General features: G+C 44.8%; 15 protein-coding genes. 11 read left to right on the top strand and 4 right to left on the bottom strand.

Features of this window, described 5'->3' with window-relative positions; genetic code table 11:
* The first annotated feature begins 7 nt into the window (after positions 1 to 7).
* The 3 genes from MHI51_RS22095 (at position 8) to MHI51_RS22085 (ending at position 2,745) form a co-directional block, all read left to right on the top strand.
* Positions 8 to 757, top strand: coding sequence for a metal ABC transporter ATP-binding protein (locus MHI51_RS22095; RefSeq protein ID WP_036682888.1), 750 nt, complete (start codon positions 8 to 10; stop codon positions 755 to 757).
* A gap of 334 nt (positions 758 to 1,091) precedes the next feature.
* Positions 1,092 to 1,895 (top strand): metal ABC transporter permease, encoded by an 804-nt coding sequence (locus MHI51_RS22090; protein WP_036682884.1) that lies wholly within the window; start codon positions 1,092 to 1,094, stop codon positions 1,893 to 1,895.
* Positions 1,896 to 2,031: 136 nt separating this feature from the next.
* Entirely contained in the window at positions 2,032 to 2,745 is a 714-nt protein-coding gene (locus MHI51_RS22085) for a cytochrome c biogenesis CcdA family protein (RefSeq protein ID WP_076220439.1), read from the top strand.
* Here MHI51_RS22085 and splB read toward each other — a convergent pair.
* Positions 2,742 to 3,818 (bottom strand): spore photoproduct lyase, encoded by a 1,077-nt coding sequence (gene splB, locus MHI51_RS22080; RefSeq protein WP_076220440.1) that lies wholly within the window; start codon positions 3,816 to 3,818, stop codon positions 2,742 to 2,744. The genes MHI51_RS22085 and splB overlap by 4 nt on opposite strands.
* Positions 3,819 to 4,011: 193 nt before the next feature.
* On the opposite strand from splB, the gene mntR reads away from it, so the two are divergent.
* From mntR to MHI51_RS22065, 3 genes are all read left to right on the top strand, one after another.
* A complete protein-coding gene (gene mntR / locus MHI51_RS22075; RefSeq protein ID WP_036682880.1) occupies positions 4,012 to 4,437 on the top strand; it encodes a transcriptional regulator MntR in 426 nt (141 codons plus the stop codon).
* Between the two features lie 263 nt (positions 4,438 to 4,700).
* Positions 4,701 to 6,389: a family 10 glycosylhydrolase gene (locus MHI51_RS22070; RefSeq protein ID WP_405173260.1), complete on the top strand. Its 1,689-nt coding sequence runs from the start codon at positions 4,701 to 4,703 to the stop codon at positions 6,387 to 6,389.
* Between the two features lie 88 nt (positions 6,390 to 6,477).
* A complete protein-coding gene (locus MHI51_RS22065) occupies positions 6,478 to 7,407 on the top strand; it encodes a patatin-like phospholipase family protein (protein ID WP_076277677.1) in 930 nt (309 codons plus the stop codon).
* 87 nt (positions 7,408 to 7,494) lie between these two features.
* On the opposite strand, the gene MHI51_RS22060 is transcribed toward MHI51_RS22065, so the two are convergent.
* Both MHI51_RS22060 and MHI51_RS22055 read right to left on the bottom strand, forming a co-directional pair.
* Positions 7,495 to 7,833 carry a hypothetical protein gene (locus tag MHI51_RS22060; RefSeq protein WP_076220017.1) on the bottom strand — a complete coding sequence of 113 codons (339 nt, stop codon included), beginning with the start codon at positions 7,831 to 7,833 and terminating at the stop codon, positions 7,495 to 7,497.
* Between the two features lie 7 nt (positions 7,834 to 7,840).
* On the bottom strand, positions 7,841 to 8,788 hold the full coding sequence (locus MHI51_RS22055; protein ID WP_094901946.1) for a DUF1385 domain-containing protein: 948 nt from the start codon (positions 8,786 to 8,788) through the stop codon (positions 7,841 to 7,843).
* A gap of 207 nt (positions 8,789 to 8,995) precedes the next feature.
* On the opposite strand from MHI51_RS22055, the gene MHI51_RS22050 reads away from it, so the two are divergent.
* The 5 genes from MHI51_RS22050 to MHI51_RS22030 all read left to right on the top strand — a co-directional run bounded on the left by MHI51_RS22050 (position 8,996) and on the right by MHI51_RS22030 (position 13,379).
* Complete coding sequence (locus MHI51_RS22050) at positions 8,996 to 9,487, top strand: YqhR family membrane protein (RefSeq protein WP_036682865.1); 492 nt, start codon at positions 8,996 to 8,998, stop codon at positions 9,485 to 9,487.
* A 74-nt stretch (positions 9,488 to 9,561) separates the two neighbouring features.
* Entirely contained in the window at positions 9,562 to 10,632 is a 1,071-nt protein-coding gene (locus MHI51_RS22045; protein ID WP_036682862.1) for a Xaa-Pro peptidase family protein, read from the top strand.
* A gap of 46 nt (positions 10,633 to 10,678) precedes the next feature.
* Positions 10,679 to 11,236 carry an elongation factor P gene (gene efp / locus MHI51_RS22040; protein WP_038572538.1) on the top strand — a complete coding sequence of 186 codons (558 nt, stop codon included), beginning with the start codon at positions 10,679 to 10,681 and terminating at the stop codon, positions 11,234 to 11,236.
* A 147-nt stretch (positions 11,237 to 11,383) separates the two neighbouring features.
* Complete coding sequence (locus tag MHI51_RS22035) at positions 11,384 to 11,932, top strand: dihydrofolate reductase family protein (RefSeq protein WP_076220016.1); 549 nt, start codon at positions 11,384 to 11,386, stop codon at positions 11,930 to 11,932.
* Between the two features lie 193 nt (positions 11,933 to 12,125).
* On the top strand, positions 12,126 to 13,379 hold the full coding sequence (locus tag MHI51_RS22030) for an aspartate kinase (protein ID WP_036682855.1): 1,254 nt from the start codon (positions 12,126 to 12,128) through the stop codon (positions 13,377 to 13,379).
* 134 nt (positions 13,380 to 13,513) lie between these two features.
* Here the strand turns inward: MHI51_RS22030 and MHI51_RS22025 are convergent, their stop codons facing one another.
* Positions 13,514 to 14,380 (bottom strand): YitT family protein, encoded by an 867-nt coding sequence (locus MHI51_RS22025; protein ID WP_081382367.1) that lies wholly within the window; start codon positions 14,378 to 14,380, stop codon positions 13,514 to 13,516.
* Between the last annotated feature and the right edge of the window lie 230 nt (positions 14,381 to 14,610).

The following is a 14,610-nucleotide window of genomic DNA, read 5'->3' as shown; positions in this document are numbered from 1 at the left end:
CTTAAGCATGCAATCGGTATCCTTGGACTGCCATCAGCATATCATCGATATACAGGATCTTTCTTTTTCATATGGGGAACAGAAGGTGATATCGAATCTTAACTATAGTGTAAGAGAACGAGATTTCCTTGGTATCATTGGTTCTAATGGTGCTGGTAAAACAACATTGATGAAAATGATCGTCGGCTTGCTTCCAGCGAGCAGTGGTGAAATTAAATTATTCGGAACGCCTGTCCGCAAGTTTAAAGACTGGGAACGGATCGGGTATGTTCCGCAAAAGAATGCCTTCAACCCTTTGTTTCCAGCAACGGTGCGTGAAGTAGTTCTGTCAGGTCTATACAATAACAAGAATCTGATCCGCAGAGTATCCAAGGCTCAGCACCGTCAATGTGAGGATGCGCTTGAAGTCATGCGGATACAAGATATTGCGGAGAAAAGAGTAGGCCAGTTGTCAGGCGGTCAGCAGCAGCGTGTTTTTCTGGCTCGGGCGCTGATTAACCATCCTGACCTGCTGATTTTGGACGAACCTACGGTGGGTATTGATGCCGAATCGCAAGCGGGATTCTTTGAATTAATCACGCATATGCATGCTCATCATCATATGACCTTCCTGATGGTGTCGCATGATATCGACATGATTAAAAATTATTTAGGTCATGAGCCCGTGCAGACAAATGGTAAAATCAACTTTTACTCCCGCCACTCACATGATCTCCAGAATTGCACAGAAGAGAACCTGCAGCACACGCTCTCTTAAGTCATAATTAAACTCTGAATCGCAGCTTTCTCTGCGATTAGAGCTATACATAGTGTGTGAGTGTGGAAGTCGGGGACTCAATTCTAGTTGATCTTAATCTTTCTCGTATCTAAGCACCGCCCAGTCTGCAAGCGTGTCCCTTTAGGGACGAAAGCGATCTTTCCCCGACCTAACTATGTTCAGTAACACTAACTCCTACGCTAGTTGCACTTAACGGGTGTCCAGAGGGCAGAGCCCTTGGGGCCTCCCTTGGAAGGGAGGGTTTGGGAGGGATCGAAAAAGGTTTGAAAAAGGCTTTAAAATGGTTTGAGTTTTGTATGAAGGAGAGTTTAAGTTGGAAATACTATTTAGCGATTTTTTTCAGCGGGCGCTTGCGGGCGGACTGCTGATTGGTATAACAGCGCCGCTTATAGGCGTTTTTCTTGTGCTTAGACGATTATCCATGATCGGAGATACGCTGGCTCATGTTACTATAGCGGGGGTGGCACTCGGATTTCTAACAGGATTTTATCCGCTGGGCGCAGGTCTTATCTTTGCAGTGGTAGCGTCCTTCGCAATTGAAAAGCTTCGCAAGGCTTATAAGAGTTATGCGGAGCTGTCGATTGCCATTATAATGTCGGGCGGAGTGGCGTTAGCTTCACTCTTTTTCACCTTAGGAAAAGGGTATAATGCGGATGTAATGAGTTATTTGTTCGGCAGTATTTATACGCTCGATAACACCGATTTGATCGTTGTAGGCATAGTGACTATAGCTGTTGTAGTGGTAGTTTCGATGTTCTTTAAAGAGTTCTTTTTGCTTAGCTTTGAAGAGGATGCAGCAAGTGTAAGCGGGCTTCCGGTGAAGTTGCTTAACATGCTGATCACCATTCTGACAGCACTTGTGATTAGCACAGCCATCAAGATCGTAGGCTCGCTGTTGGTATCTGCTTTGTTGACTATTCCGGTTGCAATCAGCTTATTGCTATCCCGTAGCTTTAAATCCTCGGTCATCCTGGCGGTTATTATTTCGGAGATTGCCGTTGTAGGTGGACTAGTGGTAGCTGGAGTCTGGAATTTGGCTCCCGGTGCAACTATTGTGCTTTTGCTCATATCATTATTGGTATTAACCTTGATCGGTAAAAAGGGATTGCCAGCATAAACAGCGAATTAAGTAATCGGTATCACATTAGGCAAGCATAAACGCCTTCGGTGTCCTTGTAAGGACGATAAGCGAAAAAAAGGAGCCATAAGCAGCTCCATGAAGTGACTCGAATGCCGGAAGGAGAGCCGCTATTTTGTCTAATATCAATGCAGGAATTGCTTTAGCCGCAGGGGTGGCATCGTTTATATCGCCATGCTGTTTACCGCTGTACCCCTCTTATTTATCGTACATTACCGGGTTATCCGTTCAACAATTAAAATCAGGCAGCAACTCTAAAGAGGTTCGTATACGCACCCTGACTCATACATTGGCATTTATATTAGGTTTTTCTGCAGTTTTTTACACACTTGGTTTTGGGGCTGGATTATTCGGGCAATTCTTTAATGGCCAGCGTGATCTGATCCGGCAATTGTCGGCGATTCTAATTATTGTAATGGGTTTGTTTTTGCTTGGGATTTTTCAGCCGCAGTTTTTACTTCGTGAACGTAAGCTTGATTTAAAATGGAAACCGGCGGGTTATGTGGGCTCCTTTATTTTTGGAATTGGTTTTTCTGCGGGTTGGTCACCCTGTATCGGGCCGATTTTGACGGCAATTATTGCTCTTTCGGCAAGCGACCCGGGCACTTGGTTTACATTGATTACCGCGTATAGCATCGGATTTGCTTTGCCATTTTTTCTTTTAGCCTTTTTCCTAGGCGGAGTGAAGCGTATCCTCAAGTACTCGAATCTGCTGATGAAGATTGGCGGCATACTTATGGTATTTATGGGTGTTTTGCTGTTCACGGATCAAATGTTCAGGATCACAGTGTGGCTACAAGGAGTAACGCCGGATTGGCTGATTTTTTAGGTGAAGTAATCAATACCTGCTTCCGGAAAATGCTCGAAAATCCGCTCTGTGATAAATTCTCGCAGGGCGGTTTGCTGTTCATCCGGATAGACATATTTGTTCTGTCCCCAGCGGCCCCATTTCTTTTTGCGTTTCTCCATGTCCATTTCTAGTTTAGATTTCGGGTAACGTTTCTCAATTACAGTCTTGGCTGTTTTGGTGAATCGGTGCTGAATCATTTCAAAGGTTAGACCTTTTCCGATTTCCGGAGGAAGGGTCTTGGCTAATTTGGCCAGCAGCTCCGCATAGCCTTCCTGCCAGCCGTCATACCAAATAATTGGGGCAATGATGAAGCCCAGTGGATAGCCGGCGCGGGCAACCTTTCCAGCCGCTTCAATTCGCTCTTCAAACCGCGAGGTAGCAGGCTCGAAATTTTTGATCACATAGTCAGCATTCACGCTAAAACGAATTCTGGTATGTCCGTTATGCTGCAAATCGAGCAGAGGTTCAACATGTTGGTATTTGGTCACAAAGCGCAGGCGGCCAAGGGGCTCCGCTGCCATGAATGTGATGAGTTCTGACAGAGACCCGGTAATATGCTCCAGTCCTAACGGATCTGAGGTACAGGCTGCTTCAAAAGTCGTGATTTCAGGGCTGCGCTCCTCGATATATTTTTTGGCGGCGTCAATGATGTCTTCGGTGTTTACATATACACGAATGTAAGGCTTTGCCCCTAAAGTAGTCTGCAAATAACAATAATGGCAGTGGCCCATGCAGCCAGTTGCGATCGGAATTGCATAATCTGCGGAGGGTTTGGATTGGTCAAACTTTAAGGTTTTGCGCAGGCCGACTACAAGTGTTCTTTTGGCAATTTTATATTGCTCGACCTCTGTGTCACCCGGGAAATTCATTATACGGTTATGCGATGTAGTCATGCGATAGGGAATATTGTTAGCCTTCACCCATTCCATGATTCGTTCACCTTTCGGGTAATTTAAAGCATTCGGCTCGAAGAAAACAAGCTCCGGGACAAAAAGGGCTGTAGCTTTTCTGGTTCTCTTTACGGGAGGGGTCTCAGGTGTCACTATAGTCATGAATTCACGCTCCTTCTGAAAGATGAGTACGTTTATTATGCCTAACTGAGTCTCATTAGAAGCATGGCAATCATGGGTAACTCCTCAGCATGTTCTCTTGAAGGACTTGCCAAGGGGCGTTAGAAACATGTATCATTGTTAGAGCAAGGTTTGGCTCGGCGCCAGGTTCATTATAGAAAAGAGGTAAATTTTAATGCCAACACCCAGCATGGAGGATTATTTGGAGCGCATATATAAGCTCATTGATGAGAAAGGTTATGCGCGGGTCTCGGATATTGCCGAGGGACTGGAAGTACACCCCTCCTCTGTGACCAAGATGATCCAAAAACTGGATAAGGACGAATATCTCATCTATGAGAAATATCGTGGGCTTGTCCTAACCAACAAAGGGAAAAAAGTAGGGAAACGTCTTGTTGATCGTCATCAACTATTGGAAGAATTCCTCGGTTTGATCGGAGTACAGCAGGAATTTATCTATAATGATGTTGAAGGGATCGAGCACCACCTGAGTTGGGATTCGATTACACGTATCGAAACGTTGGTGGAGTATTTCCGCCGCGATGAAGAACGTCTGCAGACTTTATATGCTATTCACAATGAACTGGCAAGCGATTCTTGAAATGGTTTTTCCCGAAACGGATATCGTCCTTAAAGTTATGCCCAGCAAGGCTTTGGTGAGCATAAACTACTAGATGGTATAGCCGTTTCTATTTTGTTTAGTGCAACCTTTCCCAGTTTTTAGCGTCAAAACGGATAAGTCCTTTTTCTGGCTGAGACTGATACCATTCTTTTGAAGGGTGGAATCGGTACATCAACTTGGAGGATTGATCCGTTTTTTCTTTTTTTATAGGATACATATTATTTTAGATTTGGGGAGGAATTATGAATTATCGTAAATGGATGTTGGGATTGCTAGTATTAGTATTGTTTCTGCCTTTATGGTCTCCTGGGGCACGTGCGGCAGCTGTGCAGATTACCATTGAACTGGATGGCGAGGCGCTGGCAAGTGATGTGCCGCCGTATATCACAGCTTCGAATGTAACGATGGTGCCAATTAGCGTCATTAGTAAAGGGTTGAGTGCTGGAGTAGTTTGGAATCAAAGCAGTAAGACAGTTACAATCACGCAAGGAGATACAGAGATCAAGCTGACCAGTGGCCAGAAAAGTGCATTAGTTAATAATGCTTCTGTAGCCCTCGACACCTCAGTACAGATTAAGCAGGGACGGGTTATGGTGCCGCTTCGTTTTGTAAGTGAGCAATTGGGGTTACAGGTTATCTGGGATCAGGCAACCAAACATATTTCTTTGTACTCTAATACAGAGCCGCCGCAGGCTGCTGATCCGGAAACACCAGCAGTACCTACAGCGACTCCAGTCGTTACGCCAACACCTACCCCAGCCCCTACAGCGACTCCAAAACCGACCTCGCCAACAGTTCCAAGTATCCCTGGTGCGTCGGCTAACAAGGAGATGAAGGGAGCCTGGATCTCTACGGTATTTAATCTGGACTGGCCTTCAGTAGCTTCTGCAGGTAACGAAGCGAAACAAAAACAAGAATTTGATAATCTGCTGGACAAGCTAAAAGCTGTTGGTTTTAATGCTGTTTTTGTACAGGTTAGAACCTCAGCAGACAGCCTGTACCCTTCTGTTCTAGTTCCTTGGTCTAAGGTGCTGACCGGCACACAAGGAAAAAATCCGGGTTATGACCCGTTGAGCTATATGGTCAGCGCTGCACATTCACGCGGTATGCAGTTCCATGCATGGTTCAACCCATTCCGCGCGACAACGGATGCTTCTACATCTGCATTAGCTAGTAATCATGTGGCTAAGTCAAATCCGGAATGGATTGTAGACGCAGGAGGTAAAAAATACATCAATCCAGGGATCCCAGCAGCCCGCCAGCACATTATCGATACAGTGTTGGAGGTCGTCAAAGGCTATGATGTAGATGGTGTCCATTTGGATGATTATTTCTATCCTTCAGGTGTATCTTTTGCCGATGATACTGCTTATAAGACTTATAACACGAAGAACTTGTCCTCTAAGGCAGATTGGCGCCGCGATAATATTAATGAATTCGTCCGTCAATTGGGAGAACAGATTCATAAGGTGAAACCGAAGGTTTCTTATGGAATTAGTCCGTTTGGTGTATGGCGTAATATCAAAAAAGACAGCACAGGTTCGGATACCACAGCTGGAGTTACCGCTTATGACGATATGTACGCCGATGTTCGGACATGGATCAAGCAAGGCTGGATTGACTATGTCGCACCGCAAATTTATTGGAGTCTGTCCTTTAGCACTGCCCGCTACGATAAGCTAGTAGATTGGTGGGTTAAAGAGGTAGAGAATACGAATGTTAAGCTCTATATTGGGCAAGCTGCTTATAAGGTTGGAGCAAGTGACCAGAAAGCAGAATGGCAAAGTGGCGACCAAATCATCAACCAGCTTAAATATAATGAGAAATATAAAGAGGTTGCAGGCAGTATCATGTTCAGAGCAAATGACATTGTATTCCGCAATCCGTTTGGATTATCAAATTTGCTGACCTTTTATTTTCAGTCCAATTAAGATAACTGTTCTAGATAAGGAGTCATGAATGCTCCCCCGTGCTCATAGATAAGCAATAGAATCTATGGGAAACGGGGGATTTTTGTGTATGGAGATTAACGCTGTGTTTGAAGGAGGGGGAGTAAAAGGGATTTCTCTCGCTGGAGCAGTTGAAGCCACGGAAAGGGCGGGGCGAACCTTTAAAAAGGTCGCTGGAACCTCCTCAGGCGCGATTGTAGCGACTTTACTGGCTGCGGGTTATGAAGGTGAGGAAATGAGTCGGATGATCCAAGGAACTTCTTTTTCATCGTTTATGAAGCGAGCTCCCATCTATAATACGGCTTGGGTAGGTCCTGCACTGCGAGTGTTATTGAAGAAGGGATTGTATTCGGGTGAAGCCTTGGAAGCGTGGATGAGATCGCTTTTGCTTAAAAAGGGAATTATCACTTTTCGTGATCTGCCACCAGGCAAACTATCTATAATTGCTTCTGACATTACCAATGGCCGGATATTGGTCTTACCAGATGGGTTGGAGCAGTATGGAATCTCTCCTGAACATTTTGAAGTGGCTAAGGCTGTGCGTATGAGCTGCAGCATTCCTTATTTTTTTGATCCAGTGATGCTCAGGTTAAATGGACAGTCCGCTAGAGGAAAGTCTTTTATTGAGCAATTTGTATACGTCGTGGACGGAGGGTTATTAAGCAATTTTCCTTTATGGCTATTTGACGGGATGAATGAGGATAGTAAAGTGCCGGGGAAAAGAATCCCTACGGTAGGGTATCAAACAGTAGGTAAAACCGACCCGCAGCCCCACAGGATTAGGGGACCGTTCAGTATGCTGCAAGCTATGGTAAGCACCATGCTGTCTGCTCATGATGAGAAATATATTGAAGATGATAAATATGTCCGCACGGTCACCATCCCAACGCTGGGTATCGGCACGACCCAATTTAATATTACGAAGATGCAAAGCGACGAATTGTATGCCGCCGGACTGAAGGCAGGGGAAGACTTCTTTAAGGAGTGGCGCCCCAGATAACAAGCAAGCTTTAAAATATCAGAAAAAAAGCATCCCGCACGTTATTTTGAAACGTGGAGATGCTTTTTGGTGTTTGTCTTAATTTAGTTAATGGTACTTTGGAAGCTGATCATCGTTTTTCCCTTTATTTCCTTCGATGACTTGGAAGGGATAACTTTTACGTTTGCCTGGTACTGCTTGAGTCTTGCGAATCCCAGCAACCTTGGTCATGGTTTTCTGCGAAGGTTTGACTTTGATTCTAGATCCATTGCTGCTGCGAGCGTATTTCCCTGGTCCCATTTTGTAAGCATAATAGATAATCGCTAACAGTACTAAGGGGAGAATCAGCTTTGAGAGCGTATAGAAAGGCTCAGTCAAGACTCCAATCACAAAACTGAATATTGCAAGAATTACAGAAATCCAAAAAATTAAAGCATGCCTGATCATAGGACACTCATCCTTTCGCAGGATCCAATATGCCGCCTGACACACTTGCCTCCGTATATCCTCTGGCTTCAATCTCTGCATCAAGCTCACGCATACGATTGAAAGAGGCGATGGATACTTCTACCTGATCATCCTTTGGTTCTTTGGTAGTGAGCAGCTGCAGCCATAGTCCAGGGTATCCCAAGTATTTGAGACCTGGAATTTCTCTTACTGCGTTGGTACCCTTCAGAACCTCAAACGAAACACCGATTACGACAGGCAGCAGAATAATCCGTTGGATCACACGTTCCCAAAGATTATCCCAGGGTACTACGGAGTAAATAATAACGCCGAGGATAATCGTCAGCATCATAAAACTGCTTCCGCAGCGGTAATGCAGACGGCTGTATTTCTGAACGTTCTGGACAGTCAGCTCTTCGCCTGCTTCAAAGGCGCTGATGACTTTGTGTTCCGCACCGTGATACTGGAATAGCCGCTTGATCACAGGTGTTTGCGAAATCGCCCATAAATAGACCAGCAAGAGAACCATTTTAATGCCGCCTTCTATGAGGTTGTGCAGTACATAGTTATCAAATGCATTCTTGAATAAAAAATCTTCGACAAATACTGGTACAAGCGTAAAAATGAGCTTTCCGAATAAGAAGGAGAGAATACCCATTACAGCAACGCCAAAAATCATTCCGAGGCTCCAGCCTTCGTCCTTTTTCTTCGGCTTAGCTTTCTCTTTCGCCAGTTCTTCGGGTTCCAATTCATCTTCGGCATAGGATTCAGCCGAATAGTTCAAGTGCTTAGAGCCTTTGGCGCTGGCATCTATAATACTGACAAGGCCGCGAAGCAGCGGAATCTTGCGCAGTTTAGTGACCCAGCTCTTATCGCTTCTTGGCACCTCCAAAAATGTAATCTCCTGATTCTTTCGTCGCACGGCTGTTACATTAATATGCTTGCCGCCGAACATGACGCCTTCAATGACGGCTTGGCCGCCATAGCTGGGAGTTTCCTGGGACAACCAATTCACCTTCCCGTAATTAATATGATTTATATAATACATTGTAACTAATTTTTGAAGACATTACTAGTTGGATCGCCTTTTGCTGCACATACTACCTTATATGGACAAGGAGAGACAAATCGGTATTAAAAATACGGAAAGAGAGGCAATTCTATGAGCAAATCACATCAACAACAATCAGATCATACTAATATTTGGTTTTTTGCGCTCGAATTAGGTTTTTTCGCAGGTTTGATTTGGGGAGGGCTGCACTGGTTAATCTACTGGTTCAGCTTTACCAAGGTTAGTCCTGGTTATTTAGCAGAGCCGTTTTTTAAACATACTTTTCTGACGACAATGTATGGACATCTCGTGGGTTATTTGTTTTTCATCTTATTTTCAGTGATAGCCTCACTGCTATATGTGCTTATTCTGCGCAAGCTGAAGGGACCTTGGCCAGGATTGGTTTATGGTGTTTTGTGGTGGGTAGTTATATTTATTCCCGGCTCGCAAATGTTTCTTATGCAGCCGCCTTTTAAGCTGCCGTGGAACACTGTGATTAGTGAGTTCTGCCTTTTTTTACTTTGGGGGATGTTCATTGGATACACAGCGGCGATTGAGTATACCGACGAACGAAAGCGTGAGCAAGCGACTGCACTTGCCTAACGGCTCGAAAAAACTTCTCAAGGGGATATCCCTATGTTAAAATACAATGTGGCTATTTCGAGAGGAGAATGAAAATGGGTAACGAGCGCGTCTCCAAGCTGCGTAAGGTTTTGCAGGATAAAGGATTGGAAGCAATGTTGATAACCAGCGGTTATAACCGCCGCTATTTAAGTGGATTTACCGGATCGTCCGGTTATGTATTGGTGACAAGCGATGATTGTTATCTGCTAACTGACTTCAGGTACATGACACAGGCTGCGGATCAAGCGGTAGGAGTTAAGGTTGTAGAGCATGGTCCTAAATTTATTGATACAGTACGCGAGTTGCTGCCAACAGGCAGTGAGGTACGTGTTGGTTTCGAACAGGATGATGTCTCTTTCAGCGCTTATACCTCATATGCGGAAGCCCTTAAGCCGGCAGTGTTAGTTCCAGTTTCCAAAGCCGTGGAAGACCTCCGTATGTTCAAGGATGCTGAAGAGCTTGCTGTTATGCAACGTGCAGCTGATCTGGCTGATGCTACATTCAATCATATTCTGAATGTGATCAAACCAGGCATGACTGAAAGAGACGTCGATTTGGAAATGGAATTCTATATGCGTACCCACGGGGCAACTGCGTCATCGTTTGATACGATTGTTGCTTCAGGTGAACGTTCGTCCATGCCGCATGGCGTAGCAAGCAGCCGTGTAATTCAAGGTAATGAATTTATTACGCTTGATTTCGGTGCATTACTCGATGGATACTGCTCAGATGTGACTCGTACCATTGCACTCGGAGCTCCAGATCCGAAGCTGAAAGAAATCTATGATATTGTGCTGGAAGCTCAGCTACATACGTTGGCACATATCAAACCGGGTATGACTGGACGGGAATGTGATGCACTGGCACGTGATATCATCGCTAGCTACGGATATGGTGATCAATTTGGACATAGCACGGGTCATGGACTTGGAATGGAAGTTCATGAATGGCCGCGTTTGTCCAAGCTGAGTGACGATATCATGCAGCCGGGAATGGTCGTTACTGTAGAACCAGGTATCTATTTGCCGGGGATTGGCGGAGTACGTATTGAAGACGATATTGTGATCACCGAGAGCGGAATATCGCTGCTGACCCATTCGTCCAAAGAATATACAGTACTGTAAGTAAGAAAAGTAGTAGTTTAATTATCGAATTCAGGAGGGATTTTTAGTGATTTCAGTAAACGATTTTAAGACAGGCTTGACCGTAGAGGTGGACGGTGATATTTTTACCGTTCTTGATTTTCAGCACGTTAAACCAGGTAAAGGTGCAGCGTTCGTTCGCTCTAAGCTGAAAAACCTGCGCAATGGTAACACTGTTGAGCGTACTTTCCGTGCTGGTGAAACTATTGGCCGTGCTATTATTGAGAACCGTGGCGTGCAATATTTGTATGCAAGCGGATCGGAGCATGCTTTCATGGACAACGAAACTTATGACCAATTCGAATTGTCCAGCAAGCAGCTTGAATGGGAATTGAACTTCCTTAAAGAGAACATGACTGTAAACATCATCAGTTACCAAGGTGAAATCCTTGGGATTAACCTGCCTACCAGCGTAGAGCTGAAGGTTGTTGAAACTGAGCCAGGTGTGAAGGGTAATACTGCTCAAGGCGCTACTAAATCGGCCAAGCTTGAAACAGGTCATTCTGTACAAGTTCCTCTGTTCATCAATGAAGGAGATGTGCTGCTTATTGATACTCGCGAAGGTAAATATATCTCCCGCGCGTAGGAAGCATCATACTTGCCGAACTTATAACCAATCAGCCTCCCCCGTTATTACGGTGGGGGGTTTTTGGTATATAAACGAGGATGCATGAGGAACAGTATGGGTGTGGAATGTTATACTTACGAATTAAAGGATTAGAAGGAGACGCATATGAGAAAATTAATTATATCTGAGTTCATATCCCTTGATGGTGTTATGGAAAATCCACAATGGACCTTCTCATTCGGAAGTGAAGAACAGGAGCATTTCAAATTTGCTGAACTGAAAGCTGCTGACGCTCTAATGTTAGGACGGACAACCTACGAAGGTTTTGCAGAGGCTTGGCCAAATATGGTTGAGCAGACAGGTGAGTACGGTGAAATGATGAATGGATACGCCAAGTACGTAGTCTCCACAACTCTCGAAGAAACAACATGGAGCAATTCAAGCTTGATCAAGGGCGATCTTGTTCAAGAGGTGTCCAAGCTGAAGGAGCAGCCGGGGAGAGATATTCTCGTTTTTGGCAGTTGTACGCTTGCGCAGAGCCTGATGCAGCTTGGCCTTGTCGATGAATATCAGCTTCTGGTCTTCCCGATTCTGCTGGGTAGCGGTCAGCGCCTGTTCGATAACGTTGGTGAAGAGAAGACGTTGGAGCTAGTGGACTCCAAAAGATTCAGTTCTGGAGTGATGGCCCTGACTTATCGACCAGCTTCTCAATAAAAAACTGGAAGACGAGTGAAATGAGGTCAGCTAGTGTCTTGAAGCTGACCTTATCTTTTTGTTAGCTTCTGGAAAATCAATAATTTTTTAATGAAATCATTAACGCATTACGCTATTTTCGTATTATACTGGTTTAAAGCGGGAAACCGATTAGAAGCAACTACATAGACCGATATGGGGAGTGAGTGGGACTTTGTCACTTTATGTTATGAAATTCGGAGGCAGCTCCGTCGGCGACACAGAACGCATGCAACGTGTTGCCAAGCGCATCGCAGACAAGCAGGATGAGGGACATCGCTGCGTTGTAGTTGTATCTGCTATGGGGGATACAACAGATGATTTGATCGATACGGCGAAGCAATTAAACGGGCAGCCGCCTGCACGTGAAATGGATATGCTGATGACAACAGGAGAGCAGATTTCCGTTGCTCTTTTGTCCATAGCTCTTCATGGGATCGGGCGGAATGCAGTATCTTATACAGGATGGCAGGCCGGGTTCCGTACAGACGAAACCCACGGTAGAGCTCGTATCAATGATATTGATCCACACCGTGTAGTAGCTTCTTTGGAACGCGAACAGATCGTTATCGTTGCCGGTTTCCAAGGGATGACTTTGGATGGTGAGATCACTACCCTGGGCCGCGGAGGATCGGACACGACAGCTGTAGCCCTTGCGGCTGCTATTCAAGCAGATGTATGTGAGATTTATACTGACGTTGATGGTATCTATTCTACAGATCCACGCATTGTGAAAACAGCCCGCAAGCTGAACGAAATCTCATACGATGAGATGCTAGAGCTTGCCAATCTGGGAGCGGCGGTACTACATCCGCGTGCAGTGGAGTATGCTAAGCGTCATCAAGTTAAGCTGGTCGTTAGATCGAGCTTTAATCATAATGAAGGTACTGTTGTGAAGGAGGAAGCAAGCATGGAGCAAGGAGTCGTAGTTAGTGGGATTGCTTATGATAAGAATGTAGCACGTGTCAGTATTCTAGGAGTACCTGATGTACCGGGTGTACTCGCTCAAGTCTTCGGCAAGCTGGCTGAAGAAGGCGTAAACGTTGATATCATAGTACAAAGTGGTGTGCAGAATGAGCAGGCTGACTTCTCATTTACAGTTTCACTTGATGAACTGGACCGTGCGAAGGAAGTAATTAAAGAAATCCATAAAACTTTACCTTACCGTGAAGTAACGTCCGAGGATAACCTCGTTAAGGTTTCTATTGTTGGCGCGGGTATGGTTAGCCATCCTGGTGTTGCGGCTCAAATGTTTGATGTGCTCTCCCAAGAGGGCGTAAGCATTAAGATGGTCAGCACGTCTGAGATTAAGGTTTCTTGTGTAATCGAATCCGGCAATTTGCCATCGATCATTCAGGCGCTTCACACCGCTTATAATCTGGATACAACTGAGCAGGCCTTTGTTGGTGGTCCTAAGGATCGTCGTTAAGAGCCGTTCAATCAATAAAAAGGGAGATCCTACAGCTATTTAGCTACGGGGTCTCCTTTTTGGGCATCAGCAATAAATGAAAAGGAACGCTGCAGGTTTGAATGCAGCGTTCCTTTTTACATCTATATGGGTATTTATCCTAAACGTCTAAACCGGCCTAGAATTTCAACAGTCTCAAGTACATTGACGAAAGAGCTTGGATCCGTCTCAAGGATAGTCTTACGCAGCTCTGACAGCTCATAGCGGGTCGTTACGGTCATCAGCATTGTATTGCCCTCGTGACTGTAACCGCCCTCTGCGTTGACTACTGTGATGCCATGAGGCAGCTCTCTAAGACGATTCAGCATTTTATCCCGTTCCTTGGTAACAATGAAGCAGGTTAGCTTAACATGACGAATATGAATCATATCAACCACTCTGCTTTTCACAAAAATACAGAGCATAGCGTATAAGGCTGAGTCCCAGCTTTTAAAGAAGCCTAAACTCAGAATAACGATCCCATCCATTACGAAGAGTACATTCCCAATAGGAATATCCCGCTTACGTGTAATAATCGAGCCTAATATATCAAATCCTCCAGATGAACCCCCGGCACGGAGAGAAAATCCAACCCCGCCAGCAATAATTACGCCGCCAAAAATACTAGCCAAAATCGGGTCTTTGGTCACTTTTACCGCAGGAATAATTGTCATGAACCAGGTGGTAGCTAAAACGGAAAGCATGCTTAGTAAGATGTACTTTTTCCCCACTGCAATAAATCCCCAGATCAGAACAGGAAGGTTTATCGCAAAATAAATGATTGAGATGTACTTCGGATTAGTTACATACCCGATGACTGAAGCCACCCCTGCTACCCCGCCGCTTAGCAGTTGATGAGGAATTAGAAATAATCTCATCCCTGCGGCGACTAAAAAAGCTGAAAAAATAATGATTGCCGCTTCTCTTACTGGTCTGACTACGGACCGCATGCTGAGCGGTAGCCCGTAATTTCGTACGTGCATGACACAAATCCCCTCTTTTTCTTATGTCTTTTTAGTTTGCCTTTTTTTGAAAATATAAACTCACTATATTTCCAATTAAAAAGGATACCACAGATGAAGGCGTTCGTAAAAATTATTTTATCGTACTGATTATATTTATTTATGAACCCACTCACTATGAATTCTTTCACAGTCTGATCTGCAAATCTGTCATTTCTCATTGTCTAAAGTGAAAAAGCCACGCATATCCA

Source organism: Paenibacillus sp. FSL H8-0260 (assembly GCF_045040625.1).
Taxonomy (GTDB): Bacteria; Bacillota; Bacilli; order Paenibacillales; family Paenibacillaceae; genus Paenibacillus_AQ; species Paenibacillus_AQ odorifer.
This window is presented reverse-complemented; position numbering and strand designations above follow the sequence as displayed.